We start from the raw sequence: 15,617 nt of genomic DNA on the forward strand, positions 1-15,617 counted from the left end.
TATGAAAATGGAAAAACGCCAATTTATCACGATTTTTATAGCTGTCGCTGCTTTAATTTTTTTAGGACGAGAGCTTTACATACTTATTTTTCGCAACACGGCATCCACGGCATCCACGGCATCCACGGCATCCACGGCATCCACGGCATCCACGGCATCCACGGCATCCACGGCATCCACGGCATCCTCTACACAAAATCAAATGATAAATCAATCATCATCGTTTCACTACCAAGCCCGTTCTGATATCCCAAATGCAAAGGATGAACAACACTTAAATCCAAAAATAAAAAATAATCGTTATGCACTCGTTCAAAGTCAACGTGAGTATATTGAGTTAATCCATAAAGTCGAAATCGCAAAAATACAACGGCGATTGATTGACGAAGAAGTTGCTATTGCAGCCGCCAAGAATCGCATCGCCATGCTAAACTCACAAACTGAAAAACTCAATGACAAAAATCGTCACTCTCCTGAAACAACTAACAAAAAAAATAACACTCCATCGAGGTTCAATAATTTTCGAAGCTTCGCCAATATTCAAACCCCTCTGACTACGGATCTCAAAAACACAAACTCTGCACAAAAAAAAGAAATATTAGCGCTCGCCCCTACACCAAAATCAACCGACATGTTAAAAATAGATACCTACACATTGGATGAGATCCAGTTATTAGAATTACCAGCCAATAACTATACCATTACTCTCAAAGGCTCATTTAACAAACATGATTTAGAAATGTACGCCAAGGAAAACAATCTTGGCCCAAAAGCAATTTACTATTCCGTTCAAAGACGAGGGAAGCTTTGGTTTGTTTTATTATATGATCATTACAACACGAAGGAAGAAGCAAATTCAGCATTGCAGCAACTGCCACAGTCGCTACAACAAGACGGTCCGACTGTAAAAAGTATTGATGACATCCAACAAGCGATAAAAGCACAAAAACAATAGAGCTTATGTATAACGCCTCTAGATTATACACGACACAATGCCTGCGTTATAATGACACAGCATTTGATTGTGTGGTGATTATAACGAGGTTGTCTTATGCGCTTTACGAAGCTATTAATTTTCGCGCTATATACCGCACTTTGTCTTTGCGCCTGTTCAAAAGGAAAACACGTCACAGTACAAGGTTACATTGAAGGACAATTCATCTATCTCTCATCAAGCGTATCAGGCAACTTAGAAGAGCTCTTGATTTATCGCGGTAATCACGTAGACGTCAATCAAACACTATTTATTCTTGACCCACAACCCCAACTCGCTGAGCTACAACAAACAAAAGCCAAACTTGCAGAAGCGAAACAAAATCTAGAAAACTTGATTCAAGGACAGCGTAAGACTGTGCTTGAAGGCATCATTGCACAACGCAATCAAGCCCAGGCTAACTTACGGCTTGCAAAGCAAACACTGATCCGTTACCAACAACTTTATAATGATGCCGCCATTGGCAAACAGCAACTGGATGAAGCCATTTCTGATTATCACGCGAAACTACAATTAGTAAAACAATACGAGGCTAATTTAGAAGAAGCAAAATTGGGGTCGCGTAAATATCTCATCTTAGCCCAACAAGCGACTGTCGATGCCGCACAAGCAGACGTCGAAAAGTTAACGTGGGAATTACAACAAAAAACGGTCAAAGCACCTAAAGCCGGCCAAATATTTGATACCTTTTATAAAAAAGGCGAATATGTACCTGCAGGCCAAGGGGTTGCGGCTCTATTAACACCTGATAACATCAAATTAATTTTTTATGTACCCGAACCCTTTTTGAGTCAATTAAAGTTAGGCACTAAAGTTTCATTTAGTTGTGACGGCTGCAAAACAACGCAGGCAATGATTGATTATGTCTCACCACAAGCAGAATATACCCCTCCCGTTATTTACAGCCGCCAATCTCGATCAAAATTAGTGTATCGCGTTGAAGCTTCGATGCCTGCAAAAATTGCCGTTCAGTTTCACGCAGGACAACCCGTGGATGTTTACTTAAAAAAGTAAAAATATGACACAAGAAGAATACATCATCGATGTCAAAGATCTGAATAAAAATTTTGGAGGGAAACCCGCTGTTGTTAATGCATCGCTGCGTGTAAAAAAAGGCGAAATTTTTGGATTCCTAGGACCTAATGGCAGTCGAAAAACAACAACGATTCGCATGTTATGTGGGCTACTAAAACCCGATGCTGGTTCAGGACAATGTTTAGGCTACGATGTCATCAAAGATTCTTTAGATATCAAAAGACATGTCGGATACATGACGCAACGATTTAGTTTATATGAAGATTTAAGCGTCTATGAAAACCTTGATTTTATCGCACAACTCTACGGCATGAAAAACCGCAAAAAAATTGTTCTTCAAAGCATCGAAGATTTAGGTTTATCCGATCGTCGCACACAATTAGCCGGTACTTTATCGGGAGGTTGGAAACAACGTTTGGCACTATCAGCCGCTTTAATTCATAAACCCCAATTACTTTTATTAGACGAACCCACTGCGGTCGTGGACCCAAAAGCACGCCGAGATTTTTGGGATCAAATTCATCATCTCGCTAAACAAGGCATTACAACATTAGTCAGCACGCATTATATGGATGAAGCAGAACGCTGCACGCGATTAGCCTACATTGCTTATGGCCATATGTTAATTCAAGGCACTTCAGAACATATCATTCAAGAATCAAAACTCAATACCTGGAAAGTAACGGGTGAACATTTGGTGAGTTTATCGGAAAAACTCGAGAAATTACCTGGCATCGAACAAGTCGCCGCATTCGGCACTGCCTTGCATGTAAGCGGCACAAATGAAAGTCTACTGACACAAAGCATCTCATCTTTTCAAACATCGGAATATCACTGGCAAAAAATTTCTCCCAACCTCGAAGATGTTTTTATTTCACTAGTCGGCAGCACTGAGGAACCTGTTAATGGATCATAAATACTTTTCTTGGACTCGCTGCATCGCAGTGATGTTTAAAGAATTCATACAAATGCGTCGCGATCGCCTCACCTTTGCCATGATGATCGGAGTTCCTCTACTCCAATTGATATTATTTGGATACGCAATTAACACAAACCCAAAACATCTACCGACAGCGATTGTTATGGGTGATCATAGTCCATTTACCTATGCATTTATTCGTGGGTTGGAAAACACGGATTATTTCCGCATTACTCAAAAGCCCAAAACTATTAAAAAGGCCAACGAAATGCTCGCCTTGGGGAAAGTTTTATTTGTAGTAAGCATTCCACCCGACTTCACCACGCGATTAGTGCGCGATCAGCATCCACAAATTCTCATTGAAGCGGATGCATCAGATCCTGTCGCTTCAGTTAATGCCATGGCTGCCATCAAACCCTTGGCCGAAAATATTTTTAATCCGTTATTAAAAGCCAATTTACAAGATTTAAAAGCAAAGCCTCTCGCTGTGGATATCGTCGTCCATCGAAAGTATAACCCAGAAAATATCACACAATATAATATTGTGCCCGGATTATTGGGCGTTGTACTCACCATGACAATGATATTAATCACGAGCCTTGCCATCACGCGCGAACGTGAGCGTGGCACCATGGAAAGCTTGTTGGCGACTCCCGTCAGACCCTTAGAAGTGATGATCGGCAAAATCACGCCATATATTATCGTCGGATATGTTCAGGTTTTATTAATTGTCTTGGCATCTCGCTATTTATTCGACGTCCCCATTGAAGGAAGCATTATTACATTACTCCTATGCGTATTGCCCTTTATTGCCGCTAATTTATCGATTGGATTAACCTTCTCATCCATTGCAAAAAACCAATTACAGGCCGTGCAGATGGCATTCTTTTTCTTTTTACCCTCTATTTTATTATCGGGATTCATGTTTCCCTTTGCCGGCATGCCACAGTGGGCGCAATGGTTAGGTTCCCTATTACCATTGACTCATTTTCTTAGAATTGCACGTGGCATATTGCTAAAGGGAAACGGTTGGGCAGAAATAGCTCCCAATCTGTGGCCTATTATTTTATTTGCCGTACTTGCGCTCCTGATTGGGGTGAAACGATATCGACAAACACTGGATTAAAGTTTATTTGGGTTTTAACAGCAATTGCGTTAAAATTGTTCAGCGCTTTTCGCTTGGCCGCCTTAACAAGGAGATCTTCATGAACTCATTGATTAAATTCAGAATTCCTGTCTTTGGCTTAGTAGCACTCACACTACTTAGCCTCACCGCCTGCACTCATCAACCACCTCAAATGATCCCATACAGCATGATGGAAATGGACACCCAACTGTCAGCCGATGAACAAGAGGCCCTCTTAGGCTTGATTCGCAAATCGGGTGTTCAAGTGATTCAGCAAGGCTCACGACTCATCATGGTGCTACCCGCTGATACTTTCTTCGTCCCCACAACCGCTATTGTAAAAGACAGCAAAGTCCCCAAATTACGACTCATTGCTCTTTATTTACATAACTATATACGCAAGAACTACACTCAATTCCCCATCAAAATTTATGGTTATACGGATACGGTGTACAAACGAACAGTTCGTCACCATTACTCTAATCAGTATGCACAAGTGATCGCGTCATTCATGTGGCGCCATGGCTTTAGACCTGCTCAAATGAGTGTTGTCGGACACGGTGCGAAATATCCTATCGCAAGCAACCGAACAGCCGAAGGCAGCGCCTATAATCGACGCGTAGTGATCCAAGTAAATTAACGCTGCTGCGATTCTCCCAGCGTTTTCTTTACCTCTAAAATTCTACGATAGGAGTTGAAAATGTCTCGACGCGCCTCTTGATTATTTGCAGCTAATTGCATCATGGTATTATACAATTCAGTCGCATCACGCTTTGGGTCATAACCTTGAGTACCGCCATATAAAATCATGTTATTCCCCGCTAAGACCGCCAAACGAATCGCTTTCGCAGTTGCGACGTGACCCCGAATCGCCTTTGCATCCATATCATCCGTCATGATTATTCCACGAAAATGTAAATGATGTCGCAATAATCCAGTGACGATCTCATGAGACAATGATGCTTCTAAACCACTTTTATCCAATCGACGATTGATTGTATGCGCCACCATAATAAAATGGCACGATTGATGTCTGTTAATAAGTTCTCGATAAGGAATTAATTCCACCATTTTCCATGTCTCAGTGACATCACTCACTTTAACGTCTGTGTTTGTTTTACTGCTCCCTAATCCAGGAAAATGTTTTAACGTGCAGAAGATTCTCGCCTTTCTATAAGCTTCAACACTCGCCATCAAGTCTTTTGTAACTTTAATGGGATCATGCCCAAAGCTTCGCTCTAGTTTGCCGATGGAAGGATTCTTGGGATTGAGATTGAGGTCAGCAACCGGCGCAAGATTCAGATTGATACCATAACGTTTTAGCAAGTCAGCGCGATACAAAACTTGGCTGTAAATTTCTTTTTGATTATTAGATTCACCTAATTTTTGCTGACTATAATTATCATCTAATTTGAATCCTTTTTCAGTTTTTAACACTGTGATCATGCCACCCTCTTGGTCTAGCGCGATCAGTAAAGGCGCATCATGGTACTTTTTAGCATAGTACTGAAGTTGTTTTGTAAGTCGTTTCAGTTGAGCAGGGCTGCTGATATTTCTCGCCATCCCCTTTCGCTCGTTTTTTTTATCGAAATGATCGAACAATATCACGCCACCGATGTGATAATTTTTAATCGCCTTTACAATGGGTGATTGTTCGTTGATCGTAGTCCCGTTGAATCCGACCATCATCATTTGACCGACGGCATTCGAAATATTGGGCCTCGCCGAAGCTGAATGGATGGAGCCAAAAAAAATCACGAAACCGATAACACAATATTTTGGGAGCGGGTTCATTTCTCTTCCTTAAGAACAAAATAGAACGTTCACATTGTGACTCAAATGGACGTGGCGTTCCAACCCAGCCTGCCATTGAAACTTTAATTATGCCACGCCATCTGCAATACATTACCCGATTGCTCTGTATCCAGCGTCATATTTTTTGGATATTTATAATAATAAATATTGCCAAAATTCGATGCAAAGGCACGCAAGGTATCAACGGGACACACATAAGCCACCGCTTGATCGGTTGCTTGTACTTGCACATAATGCGTGCGCAGATATGCAGCATGTAACGTCGAATGACCTAACACGCGCGCATATAATGCTCTCGCCGTTCCCGCCAATCGAATACTACCAGCACCTGTGCTGTTAATATAAACCGTATCGCTTTTTACCCAACGGACAGTAATTTGGTTACTACCGCTTTGTTTAATGTGATCGATATTCAATACACCTAACAAATTAATCTTGCCGAAACCCGATGCATAAATATCGACTCCTTGGCCTCGAAGATTTCTCGCCGTGACATTAGTGGGGCCAGCTACCGTTATTTTTTTAAGGCTATTGATACGAACAATAAGCACGGGACGTTTTTTCAAACTTGGCAAAGGGCGCTGCCACGGCCCTTTTACATACAGAGTATGATCGACTATACGCACCTGCAACGGCTCAACGGAGTAGGTCGCAACTGAAGCCGAAGGTCTAGCACCGGGACGAAGGCCTTTGATGACAACATCAAAATAACCGCTGACATTAAGCTGATCAAAAGCGCGCAGCGACAGTGCATGCTTTGTAAAATGGATTTGAGAAGGCACATCAGGACCACCTGCGTACACAAGCGGCATTGCCATGGTTACAGATAGAAGCCCGAGCAATCGGATTGCTTTCATACACTACTCCCAATTCATTGAAAAATAATGCTATTCGGCAAGCGGGTTAGCGTTGAACCCAAGCCATCCCTTTGCGGCGTCTATCGAAGATAGGCTGTATTATGAAGGATTTATATGAAACAGGTCAAGTGGGATCGAAAATGGCTTGACTGGCGAGTTTGGGCTTCCTGTTTTTCGGGAATCGCTGTCTCTAACTGCTTACGCCCGCAAAACAGGAAGCGAATCGATTAAACAATTTCTTCTAAAACGTCGAGTAACTGCTCAATCGCTTGGCCACGATGGCTGATGGCATTTTTTTCTTCTTCGTCTAACTCAGCCGCACTGCACTCATGCGTCGGCACATAAAAAATAGGATCGTAACCAAAACCTTTGGTACCACGAGGTGCCTCCAAAATCTCACCTTCCCAAATGCCATGACAAAGGAGCTGCGCAGGTTCGGTTTCAGTGCCCATTAACGCGATAACACAATGATAACAAGCATCGCGATCATCTTTGCCGCTCTTTTTTAACTCCAACAACAGCTTTGCAATGCGCTCTTCATCACTCGCGTTTTTTCCTGCATAGCGCGAAGAGCGAACACCCGGGGCACCGCCTAATGCATCGACAGTCAGCCCAGAATCATCCGCAATGGCAGGCAAGCCCGAATATTTTGCGGCATGGCGCGCTTTAATAATGGCATTTTCCACAAATGTGGTGCCCGTTTCTTCCACCTCGGGCATCTCAAACTCAGTTTGCGGAATTATTTTGATGGGTAAATCACTTAACAGAGCTTTTATTTCAGCGATTTTTCCTGGATTTGTACTGGCTAAAACGATCTCTAACATTTTTTTTGTCCTCTAAATTTTCACTTTTGTCGATGCGCGACCTTTATTATTTTTTCCAATTTTTGCAGCCGCCTCCTGTTTTTTCCAATTGTTTTCAGCAACATGAAAATAATGCACAAACAGTGTAATGATAAGACCGATCATAGCCAACACCAGAAACATTTCTAGGAAACTGATACTAGATTGCTGTGGGGAAAAGCTTTTTGATTTTAACATGAATTTAAGGTCAGCTCGCCAATCATCTCTGCAACGACTTTAACCCACTTTGGATGCGCATTCAAACAGGGAATTAACTCAAATCGTTTACCGCCCAATCGTTGCCATTGCTCACGCGCACGAATTCCCATTTCCTCCAATGTTTCCAAACAATCCGCTGCAAACGATGGACAAACCACCGCGATATTGTTGAAATTACGCTCTATTAACTCGGGCAACACAAAATCGGTATAAGGCTTGATCCAAGGGGTTCGCCCCAAACGAGATTGAAACGAAACACTAAATTGATCACTTGATAAATTTAACGCCTTCGCTAATAAATTGGATGTTGCAAAGCATTGTGCGCGATAACAATAACGATTGTGATTTTCAACACCCGGGCATGCTTCACGTCGAGTGCACGCATGCGCTGCACACTCACTTTTGGTAATGTGATGTTCTGGCAAACCGTGATAACTAAAAATAAGATGATCGGGGCTAAAGTCAGCTAGATGTTCTTGTATCACATTTGCTTGTGCGGCAATAAAACCGGGATGATCATAAAAATCATTACATAAAATTAGTTTAGGGATATTCCAATGATTGCGAATCACTTCCATGGTTTTTTCCAACGCCGAGCCGGTTGCCGCCGATGAATACTGCGGAAATAAAGGCAATACAATCAAATAATCACAATGTTGTTGTTTTAACATTTCAACAGCAGAGTCGATACTCGGGTTACCATAACGCATTCCCAATGCAACGTGATAGCGGGCCCCCAACGCAGCCCCTAGTTCATTTTTTAATTGCTCACTATTCACTAAGAGTGGCGAACCCTGTTCAGTCCATATTTTTTGATATGCGGCTGCCGATTGGCGCGGCCGAAATGGCAGGATGAGCATGTTGAGCAACAGCCAACGAGCAAGCTTTGGCAAGTCAATGACACGCGGGTCGGACAAAAATTCTCGCAGATACCGACGGACCGCCGGCACCGAGGGGTCATCCGGAGTGCCGAGGTTTAGCAAAAGAACGCCGATGGAGGATGCTGTATTCATGGGGATCGATTATACCAGGTACGCTGACCCAATGGCTAAATTCACAGCGCGACCTCAATCTCAGACATTTATTGAATATTCTAGGCCTCCATCGGATATTCAATGTTTTTCCTTGACATACATCGGATATTCAAAGAATATAACCTAAAAGGGCCTCTACAAGATGATAATTCGTAGAAAAATCGAACAAAATATTCGCGATACACTCAATCGCGGGAAGAGTGTGATTTTAATCGGCCCTCGCCAAACTGGAAAATCCACCCTGGTCGAGCACTTTATCAAACCTGATATCTCATACACATTTGCAAAAGAACAAACGAGACAGCGATATGAACAAAACCCTGCTTTACTTGAGGCCGAACTTGAAGAACAAGTAAAAGCATATAACAAGCCACCGCTTGTTTACATTGATGAGGTACAAAAAATTCCGCGCGTTATGGATATTGCACAAGTGCTCATCGATAACAAACAGGCTCATTTTATTTTAACAGGATCATCCACACGAAAACTGAAACATGGCACCAACCTAAATTTATTACCAGGGCGAGCAGTCGCCTTAATCATGACCCCCTTACTTTACGAAGAACTCCCTGAACCAAAACCCTCACTAGAAGAGATACTCATTTATGGCACGTTGCCCGGAATTCTTTTAGAAAAAAACTTGGAAGCTCGTGAAATTGATCTTTATTCTTATGTTACCACTTATCTTGAAGAAGAAATTCGCGCCGAGGCATTAGTTCGCAATGTAGGTAGTTTCTCGCGCTTTCTTGAATTAGCAGCGGGCGAATCTGCACGACAATTAAATTTTACACGTCTAGCACAAGATATTGGAATTGGAGATACTACTATTGCTAATTATTATCAAATTTTAGAAGACTGCATGATTACACGCATTGTCAATCCAATCACAAAAGCCGAAACAAAACGACGCCTGATCAAATCGCCTAAACATTTATTCTTTGATTTAGGTGTTCGCCGTGCTTGCGCTAATGAAGGAATAAAGCTCCCAAAGAGATTAATGGCCCATTTATTTGAACATTATGTAGGAAATGAGCTTTATAATGTCAGCCAACTCACATCACCTCACATAAAAATTAAATACTGGCGGGATACAGCAGGCACTGAGGTAGATTATGTTTTAGATATTGCTCAACATTATATTCCAATTGAAGTTAAGTCGTCAGATGCACCACAAGCAAAAGACGCGAAAAATTTACACCGCTTTATTAGTGAATATTCGCAAGCAGATCACGGTTATGTTATCTGTCGCACACCCCACCGCTATAAGATCAGTGATAATGTTACTGCTATTCCATGGATAGAAATAGCGACATTAGTTAAAACCGAAGGGCGCCTTTAAAAATTATTTTTAAAAATCATAAAACATTTTATCGATTTCAATTGCTTACGCATCATGATTGGGGTTAGTATTTCCGCCCAACAATCATCCGCGGCATATGAGCAAGATCAGGATAATCTTTAACATCGCGATAGTTATTTTGCTTCATCAGTTCGACAATTTTATCGCTTTGGTCATAACCATGTTCAAGCACGAGCCAACCGTTTTCCGACAAATACGTTTTGGCTTCCCGAATAATAATTCTTATGGCATCGAGGCCATCCTCACCTGCACTCAATGCCGATCGTGGCTCGTAGTGTAAATTTTGCAAATGCTCATCATGACTCGCGATGTAAGGCGGATTACCTAAAATGGCATGGTAGTTTTTGCCAGGCAGCGCCTGACACCATTGCCCACAATAAAAATTAACATTAGCGACTCGATACCAATCAGCATTTTGTTTTGCAACCTTAAGTGCTTTTTTGGAAATATCCGTAGCATCGATAATCCAATTTGGGCGCTCATCCGCCAAAGCAATAGCAATCGCACCCGAACCTGTTCCCAAGTCTGCAACGCGGCAGGTTTCTTTTTCGGGTAAATTATCCAACGCCCATTCAACCAACATTTCCGTTTCGGGTCGTGGGATTAATACATCAGGTGTGACATGAAAATCTAACGACCAAAATTCTTTATGGCCTAATATGTAGGCGATGGGTTCGCCCTTGCTGCGTCGGTTAACGTATTTTTTTAATTGTTTTTCTTCAGCAGCGGTTAATTGTCGCTCCGGATAAGCAAACAATTGTGTACGCGGCTGCTCGGTAATTGCAGCAATTAACAATTCTGCATCAAGACGGGGTGTTTCGGAATGCGATTTTAATTCATCCGTGTAAGCCTCGATTCCTTCCTTGATTGTTTTCAATTATTCATCACCTAGTTGTGCCAATTGATCTGCCTGCAATTCACGAATTAATGGTTCGATTACTGGCCCCATGTGCCCTTCCATCACTTCTTCTAATTTATAGAGTGTAAGGTTAATGCGATGATCAGTAACACGCCCTTGCGGATAATTGTAAGTGCGAATACGCTCAGAACGATCGCCACTGCCTACTAAAGAACGCCGCGTTTCTGCTTGTTCGTGTTCTTGCTTGGCACGTTCTGCCGATAAAATTTTTGCATGTAATAATGACATGGCGCGCGCTTTATTTTTATGTTGAGAGCGTTCGTCTTGGCACTCAACCACAATTCCCGTTGGCAAATGCGTAATACGCACAGCAGAATCCGTACGGTTAACGTGCTGACCGCCCGCCCCCGAAGCACGATATGTATCGATCCGTAATTCCGCGGGATTAATTTCGATAGCTTCCACCTCTTCCACTTCAGGCATTATTGCCACGGTGCACGCTGAGGTATGAATACGACCCTGTGACTCGGTGACAGGCACACGTTGCACACGATGCGCGCCCGATTCAAATTTTAATTGTGAATAAACACCGTGCCCCACAATTCGTGCAATAATTTCTTTGAAGCCACCATGCTCACCTTCGTGCGCCGAAACAACACTGATTTTCCAACCACGCTGCTCAGCAAAGCGCGCATACATACGAAATAAATCGCCTGCAAAAATTGATGCCTCATCGCCACCAGTGCCTGCACGAATTTCTAAAAAGATATTGCGTTCATCGTTGGGATCTTTCGGCAATAATAGGGTTTTTAATTCTATTTCCAATACGTCTTGTTTTTGCTTGAGCTGTGATAATTCTTCTTCTGCTAATTCACGAAGTTCAGCATCTGCTTCTTCTAACATTTCTTTTGAAGCAGCTATTGCTTCAATATTTTTTTCATATTCACGATAACATTTGACGAGCGGCTCAAGCTGCGCGTATTCCTTACCTAATTCACGATAACGATTTTGATCGCTCATAACGGCCGGATCACTTAATAGACCTCCGACCTCTTCATAACGATACGTTAGTTGTTTGAGTTTTTGGTGTAATGATGACTTCATAAATCAAATAAATCTTTCATCAGCAATAACAAATCTAATTGCTCATGGTATGCCGCTTCACGCAGTTTAACGGTTGGTTGATGCATAATTTTATTCGTCAAGCTGTGCGCTAAAGAAGCTAATGCAGTCTGTGGATTTTGGGATCGCTCAAAATGCTCCAGTGCTTTTGCTAACTCTTGATCGCGCACGTTTTCAACTCGTTCACGAAAATTCAGAATCATATCACCCGCATTAATGACACGCAATTGTCGCATATAATGCGTAGTTTGCATTTCAACCATCGTTTCAGCCTGTCTTGCTGCTTCTTCACGATTTTTTAAATTTTGTGAAATGACGGACTGTAAATTATCTAAATTATAAAGATAAATATCTTCTAACTCACCGACCTCAGGCTCGATGTCGCGTGGCATTGCTAAGTCTGCCATAAAAATAGGACGACGCTTTCTTTGTCGCAACGCACTTTCAAATGTACCTTTACCTAAAATAGGGAGTTGACTCGCGGTAGCCGTTACAACAATATCGATATCTGTTAAACATGCAGGCACATCACCGATGCGAATGGCACGCGCTTGAAATTGAGTCGCTAACTTTTGCGCGCGCTCCACCGTGCGATTTGCAATAATTAATTGTCTAGCCCCTTGACCGTATAAATGCGTGGCAACCAGTTCAATTGTTTCACCGGCACCCACTAATAATATTTTGCATTGTGTTAAATCAGAAAATATTCGTCTTGCTAACTGCACTACAGCATAAGCCATCGATACCGAATTATTCCCAATGGCTGTTTGCGTGCGAACTTGCTTGCTGGCAGCAAAAACAGCCGGGAATAAATGCCCTAGGCGGTTGCCAACAGTGCCGGCATTACACGCAATCGAATAGGCTTGTTTGATTTGCCCAAAAATTTGAGGCTCTCCCAAAACCATTGAATCAAGACCACTCGCTACTCGCATTAGGTGCCGCACCATCTCCGCGTCTTGATATTGGTAACAAAAAGAACTAATATCTTGACCCGAAAGACGGGGCTCTTTAGCCAACCATTCTTTTATCGCTGACCCGTGATTACTAGCGGTGTAGATTTCCGTTCTATTGCAGGTCGACAGCAATACCGCTTCATTGACCGCCTCTCGGCTAATAAGCGCTTGCAACATTTTTGGAGTCTGCTCTGGATGAAACGCCAGCCGCTCACGAACATAAAGCGGTGCAGACTTGTGATTTATACCATAGGCTAGTAGATACATGCCGCACATCATAGCATATCCACATCAGCAGAGAGAGTACCTATGATTTATATTATTAGTATCAAGCTAAGGAGAATATGATGTACACCCGTTTTGTATTCCCTTGGCACTCACTATTCGCAATCCTGTTGGCCGCCTTAATCAGTGGGTGCACCAGTACCCCTAACATTGGATCGCCACCCAATACCTCAAACAAAACAGCGTTACGGATTCATGGCCATTTATCAAAGTATGCAAGCTTAGCGCAAGAACCTTGGCCAGCTATTTATCCAGAGCATTCACTGCCACTCAAGTTTGGAATGCACGACCCAAGAATCCCAATGATTCGAACTCGACTGATCAAGCTAGGCGATTTACCCAAAGCCAACACCTCCAGCAGCAAACGCTTCGATCACTCCCTTGTTAACGGGATTCGACAATTTCAGTGGCGTCATGGATTAAAGGCTGATGGCACCCTTGGCAGCGAAACATTACATGCCCTCAACGTGCCACCGCTTGTACGGTTTCAACAGTTACAGCAGAGCATGAAACGTTGGGCAAAATTCCCAGAAACTCCTGGCAGCCGATATATTCGCGTTAACATTGCTAATTTCAATCTCGATTTAATTGAAGACGGGCACAAAATTATTAATATGAAAATTATTGCAGGACGACCATCACGACCAACACCTGAGTTGTATTCTAAGGTCGAAACGATCGTGCTAAATCCGAAATGGAATATCCCTCAAACCATTGCCAAAAACGATATTATTCCTAAAATCATCAAAAACCCCAATTATTTAGCCGATAATAATATCAGTATTTATAGGAGCTGGAAAAAGGGTGCTTATCAAATTGACCCGAAAGATATTAACTGGGAGAAAACACAAACCAATGGATTTCCTTATCGATTCACACAACTGCCCGGAAATAATAACGCCTTAGGCAGAGTTAAATTTGTTTTTCTCAATAAAGAAGATGTTTACATGCACGACACACCCCAAAAAGGTTTGTTCGAAAAAATCTCACGCGCCTTTAGCTCCGGCTGTATACGTTTAGAAAAACCTTATCACCTCGTCGAATATTTTATTGGGGATAGCCCAAGCTTAACCCGCGAAGAAGTGACCGAAAAATTGGAAAGTGGGAAAACAGAATATATTAAAATACGAAACCCCATTCCTATTTACATTACCTACATTACCGCTTGGGTCGATAAAAGTGGTTACACGCATTTTCGTGAAGACGTTTATCAACGGAAAAGTAAGAATTAAGGGCCGCTCTAAAAATCGTTTTAAAAACTATAAAATATTTTAGCAATTTCAATTGTTTGCCAATACAAGAAGGGGCTTGTGTTGTCGGGAGGTGCCCTTAAGAATTGGTCATTAAACCCTTACGTTCAAGGGTAATACCCGCAACCGTTTCATCGTCAAAAGCGCCGGGTTTCGTTAGGGTTAAACGCAACCACTGGATATTAAAGCTCTTAATCAATAATTCTGCGATTTCATGAGCCAGTGTTTCGATTAAATTGAAGCGATGCTGCATAACAAACTGAGTCACACAATCTCGGACTTTGACGTAATCAACGGTGTGATTAATGTCGTCCATTTTTGCAATTTGATTGGCATCGGTCTCAATATCGATATCAAAAGTGATATCTTGGCGGCTTTCGCGCTCCCATAGACAAATACCAATCTGCGCAGATACTTTTAAGTGGCGGATAAATACCTTATCAACCACCCGATTGCTTCTCACGAATTTCTTCAAATGTTTTACAATCGATACATTTTGTAGCGGTCGGTCTCGCTTCTAAGCGACGAATTCCTATTTCGGTCCCGCAGTCTTCACAAAAACCATAGTCTTTATCATCGATAGCATCGAGTGCTTGTTCAATTTTTTTGATGAGCTTGCGTTCACGATCACGCGTACGAAGTTCTAAGCTAAAGCCTTCTTCCTGACTCGCGCGATCTAGTGGATCTGAATAACTGGCTGCATCTTCTTTGAGATGAACTACCGTACTATCCACTTCTTCCATGAGCTGTTTCTTCCACTCACTTAGAATGTCCTTGAAATGCTCAAGCTGTTTGTCATTCATGTACTCCTCACCTTTCTTGATTTTGTAAGGCGAGAAGCCTAAAGCTGTTGTCTTACTTGTCTTGGATACCGTCATTTCTACACCCTCCTCCAGCGAAATTCAAGCTATCTGCTTGTTTTCCCTAGAGTTGCTTGACCAAACCTA

Annotated in this window: 17 protein-coding genes; 7 read left to right on the forward strand and 10 right to left on the reverse strand. The window is 42.3% G+C overall.

Annotated elements, in window-relative coordinates:
- Nucleotide 1: 1 nt before the first annotated feature.
- The 5 genes from ACJMKR_RS11160 (at nucleotide 2) to ACJMKR_RS11180 (ending at nucleotide 4,714) form a co-directional block, all read left to right on the forward strand.
- A complete protein-coding gene (locus ACJMKR_RS11160; RefSeq protein WP_423063115.1) occupies nucleotides 2-955 on the forward strand; it encodes an SPOR domain-containing protein in 954 nt (317 codons plus the stop codon).
- A gap of 96 nt (nucleotides 956-1,051) precedes the next feature.
- Nucleotides 1,052-2,008 (forward strand): HlyD family secretion protein, encoded by a 957-nt coding sequence (locus ACJMKR_RS11165; RefSeq protein ID WP_423063116.1) that lies wholly within the window; start codon nucleotides 1,052-1,054, stop codon nucleotides 2,006-2,008.
- Nucleotides 2,009-2,012: 4 nt separating this feature from the next.
- The gene (locus ACJMKR_RS11170) at nucleotides 2,013-2,945 is read left to right on the forward strand and encodes an ABC transporter ATP-binding protein (protein ID WP_423063117.1); all 933 of its coding nucleotides are present in this window, start codon (nucleotides 2,013-2,015) and stop codon (nucleotides 2,943-2,945) included.
- Nucleotides 2,935-4,074, forward strand: a complete 1,140-nt coding sequence (locus tag ACJMKR_RS11175; protein ID WP_423063118.1) for an ABC transporter permease — start codon at nucleotides 2,935-2,937, stop codon at nucleotides 4,072-4,074. Before ACJMKR_RS11170 ends, ACJMKR_RS11175 begins: the two co-directional genes overlap by 11 nt.
- Nucleotides 4,075-4,081: 7 nt before the next feature.
- Nucleotides 4,082-4,714: an OmpA family protein gene (locus tag ACJMKR_RS11180; RefSeq protein WP_423063119.1), complete on the forward strand. Its 633-nt coding sequence runs from the start codon at nucleotides 4,082-4,084 to the stop codon at nucleotides 4,712-4,714.
- Here the strand turns inward: ACJMKR_RS11180 and ACJMKR_RS11185 are convergent.
- The 5 genes from ACJMKR_RS11185 to hemH all read right to left on the reverse strand — a co-directional run bounded on the left by ACJMKR_RS11185 (nucleotide 4,711) and on the right by hemH (nucleotide 8,820).
- On the reverse strand, nucleotides 4,711-5,868 hold the full coding sequence (locus ACJMKR_RS11185) for a glycoside hydrolase family 3 N-terminal domain-containing protein (protein WP_423063120.1): 1,158 nt from the start codon (nucleotides 5,866-5,868) through the stop codon (nucleotides 4,711-4,713). The two genes, ACJMKR_RS11180 and ACJMKR_RS11185, sit on opposite strands and share 4 nt — an antisense overlap.
- 83 nt (nucleotides 5,869-5,951) lie before the next feature.
- Entirely contained in the window at nucleotides 5,952-6,746 is a 795-nt protein-coding gene (locus ACJMKR_RS11190) for a GIN domain-containing protein (RefSeq protein ID WP_423063121.1), read from the reverse strand.
- A 227-nt stretch (nucleotides 6,747-6,973) separates the two neighbouring features.
- Entirely contained in the window at nucleotides 6,974-7,570 is a 597-nt protein-coding gene (locus tag ACJMKR_RS11195) for an XTP/dITP diphosphatase (protein ID WP_423063122.1), read from the reverse strand.
- Between the two features lie 12 nt (nucleotides 7,571-7,582).
- Complete coding sequence (locus ACJMKR_RS11200; protein ID WP_423063123.1) at nucleotides 7,583-7,786, reverse strand: hypothetical protein; 204 nt, start codon at nucleotides 7,784-7,786, stop codon at nucleotides 7,583-7,585.
- Complete coding sequence (gene hemH / locus ACJMKR_RS11205) at nucleotides 7,780-8,820, reverse strand: ferrochelatase (protein WP_423063124.1); 1,041 nt, start codon at nucleotides 8,818-8,820, stop codon at nucleotides 7,780-7,782. The genes ACJMKR_RS11200 and hemH overlap by 7 nt, the downstream gene beginning before the upstream one ends.
- Nucleotides 8,821-8,983: 163 nt before the next feature.
- Between hemH and ACJMKR_RS11210 the strand changes: the two genes are divergently transcribed.
- Nucleotides 8,984-10,180 carry an ATP-binding protein gene (locus ACJMKR_RS11210; protein ID WP_423063125.1) on the forward strand — a complete coding sequence of 399 codons (1,197 nt, stop codon included), beginning with the start codon at nucleotides 8,984-8,986 and terminating at the stop codon, nucleotides 10,178-10,180.
- Nucleotides 10,181-10,244: 64 nt separating this feature from the next.
- On the opposite strand, the gene prmC is transcribed toward ACJMKR_RS11210, so the two are convergent.
- Genes prmC through hemA form a run of 3 tightly spaced genes read right to left on the reverse strand, consistent with a single transcriptional unit; the run spans nucleotide 10,245 to nucleotide 13,402 of the window.
- Nucleotides 10,245-11,078 carry a peptide chain release factor N(5)-glutamine methyltransferase gene (gene prmC, locus ACJMKR_RS11215; protein WP_423063126.1) on the reverse strand — a complete coding sequence of 278 codons (834 nt, stop codon included), beginning with the start codon at nucleotides 11,076-11,078 and terminating at the stop codon, nucleotides 10,245-10,247.
- Nucleotides 11,079-12,164 carry a peptide chain release factor 1 gene (gene prfA / locus ACJMKR_RS11220; protein ID WP_423063127.1) on the reverse strand — a complete coding sequence of 362 codons (1,086 nt, stop codon included), beginning with the start codon at nucleotides 12,162-12,164 and terminating at the stop codon, nucleotides 11,079-11,081.
- A complete protein-coding gene (gene hemA / locus ACJMKR_RS11225; RefSeq protein WP_423063128.1) occupies nucleotides 12,161-13,402 on the reverse strand; it encodes a glutamyl-tRNA reductase in 1,242 nt (413 codons plus the stop codon). The genes prfA and hemA overlap by 4 nt, the downstream gene beginning before the upstream one ends.
- 77 nt (nucleotides 13,403-13,479) lie before the next feature.
- Here hemA and ACJMKR_RS11230 point away from each other — a divergent pair, with 77 nt between their 5' ends.
- Complete coding sequence (locus ACJMKR_RS11230) at nucleotides 13,480-14,652, forward strand: L,D-transpeptidase family protein (RefSeq protein WP_423063129.1); 1,173 nt, start codon at nucleotides 13,480-13,482, stop codon at nucleotides 14,650-14,652.
- Between the two features lie 97 nt (nucleotides 14,653-14,749).
- On the opposite strand, the gene folB is transcribed toward ACJMKR_RS11230, so the two are convergent.
- Both folB and dksA read right to left on the reverse strand, forming a co-directional pair.
- Entirely contained in the window at nucleotides 14,750-15,118 is a 369-nt protein-coding gene (gene folB, locus ACJMKR_RS11235) for a dihydroneopterin aldolase (RefSeq protein WP_423063130.1), read from the reverse strand.
- Nucleotides 15,111-15,548 (reverse strand): RNA polymerase-binding protein DksA, encoded by a 438-nt coding sequence (dksA, locus tag ACJMKR_RS11240; RefSeq protein ID WP_423063131.1) that lies wholly within the window; start codon nucleotides 15,546-15,548, stop codon nucleotides 15,111-15,113. The genes folB and dksA overlap by 8 nt, the downstream gene beginning before the upstream one ends.
- Between the last annotated feature and the right edge of the window lie 69 nt (nucleotides 15,549-15,617).

The organism is Candidiatus Paracoxiella cheracis, from assembly GCF_049348705.1.
GTDB lineage: Bacteria > Pseudomonadota > Gammaproteobacteria > Coxiellales > Coxiellaceae > Paracoxiella > Paracoxiella cheracis.

Excerpts from the sequence above, each read along its gene's own strand:
- ACJMKR_RS11195 (WP_423063122.1), bottom strand. The coding sequence starts at position 7,570 with ATGTTAGAGATCGTTTTAGCCAGTACAAATCCAGGAAAAATCGCTGAA.
- prfA (WP_423063127.1), bottom strand. The coding sequence starts at position 12,164 with ATGAAGTCATCATTACACCAAAAACTCAAACAACTAACGTATCGTTAT.
- ACJMKR_RS11165 (WP_423063116.1), top strand. The coding sequence starts at position 1,052 with ATGCGCTTTACGAAGCTATTAATTTTCGCGCTATATACCGCACTTTGT.
- ACJMKR_RS11160 (WP_423063115.1), top strand. The coding sequence starts at position 2 with ATGAAAATGGAAAAACGCCAATTTATCACGATTTTTATAGCTGTCGCT.
- hemA (WP_423063128.1), bottom strand. The coding sequence starts at position 13,402 with ATGTATCTACTAGCCTATGGTATAAATCACAAGTCTGCACCGCTTTAT.
- ACJMKR_RS11175 (WP_423063118.1), top strand. The coding sequence starts at position 2,935 with ATGGATCATAAATACTTTTCTTGGACTCGCTGCATCGCAGTGATGTTT.
- ACJMKR_RS11190 (WP_423063121.1), bottom strand. The coding sequence starts at position 6,746 with ATGAAAGCAATCCGATTGCTCGGGCTTCTATCTGTAACCATGGCAATG.
- ACJMKR_RS11170 (WP_423063117.1), top strand. The coding sequence starts at position 2,013 with ATGACACAAGAAGAATACATCATCGATGTCAAAGATCTGAATAAAAAT.
- ACJMKR_RS11210 (WP_423063125.1), top strand. The coding sequence starts at position 8,984 with ATGATAATTCGTAGAAAAATCGAACAAAATATTCGCGATACACTCAAT.
- hemH (WP_423063124.1), bottom strand. The coding sequence starts at position 8,820 with ATGAATACAGCATCCTCCATCGGCGTTCTTTTGCTAAACCTCGGCACT.
- ACJMKR_RS11200 (WP_423063123.1), bottom strand. The coding sequence starts at position 7,786 with ATGTTAAAATCAAAAAGCTTTTCCCCACAGCAATCTAGTATCAGTTTC.
- ACJMKR_RS11185 (WP_423063120.1), bottom strand. The coding sequence starts at position 5,868 with ATGAACCCGCTCCCAAAATATTGTGTTATCGGTTTCGTGATTTTTTTT.
- dksA (WP_423063131.1), bottom strand. The coding sequence starts at position 15,548 with ATGACGGTATCCAAGACAAGTAAGACAACAGCTTTAGGCTTCTCGCCT.
- ACJMKR_RS11230 (WP_423063129.1), top strand. The coding sequence starts at position 13,480 with ATGATGTACACCCGTTTTGTATTCCCTTGGCACTCACTATTCGCAATC.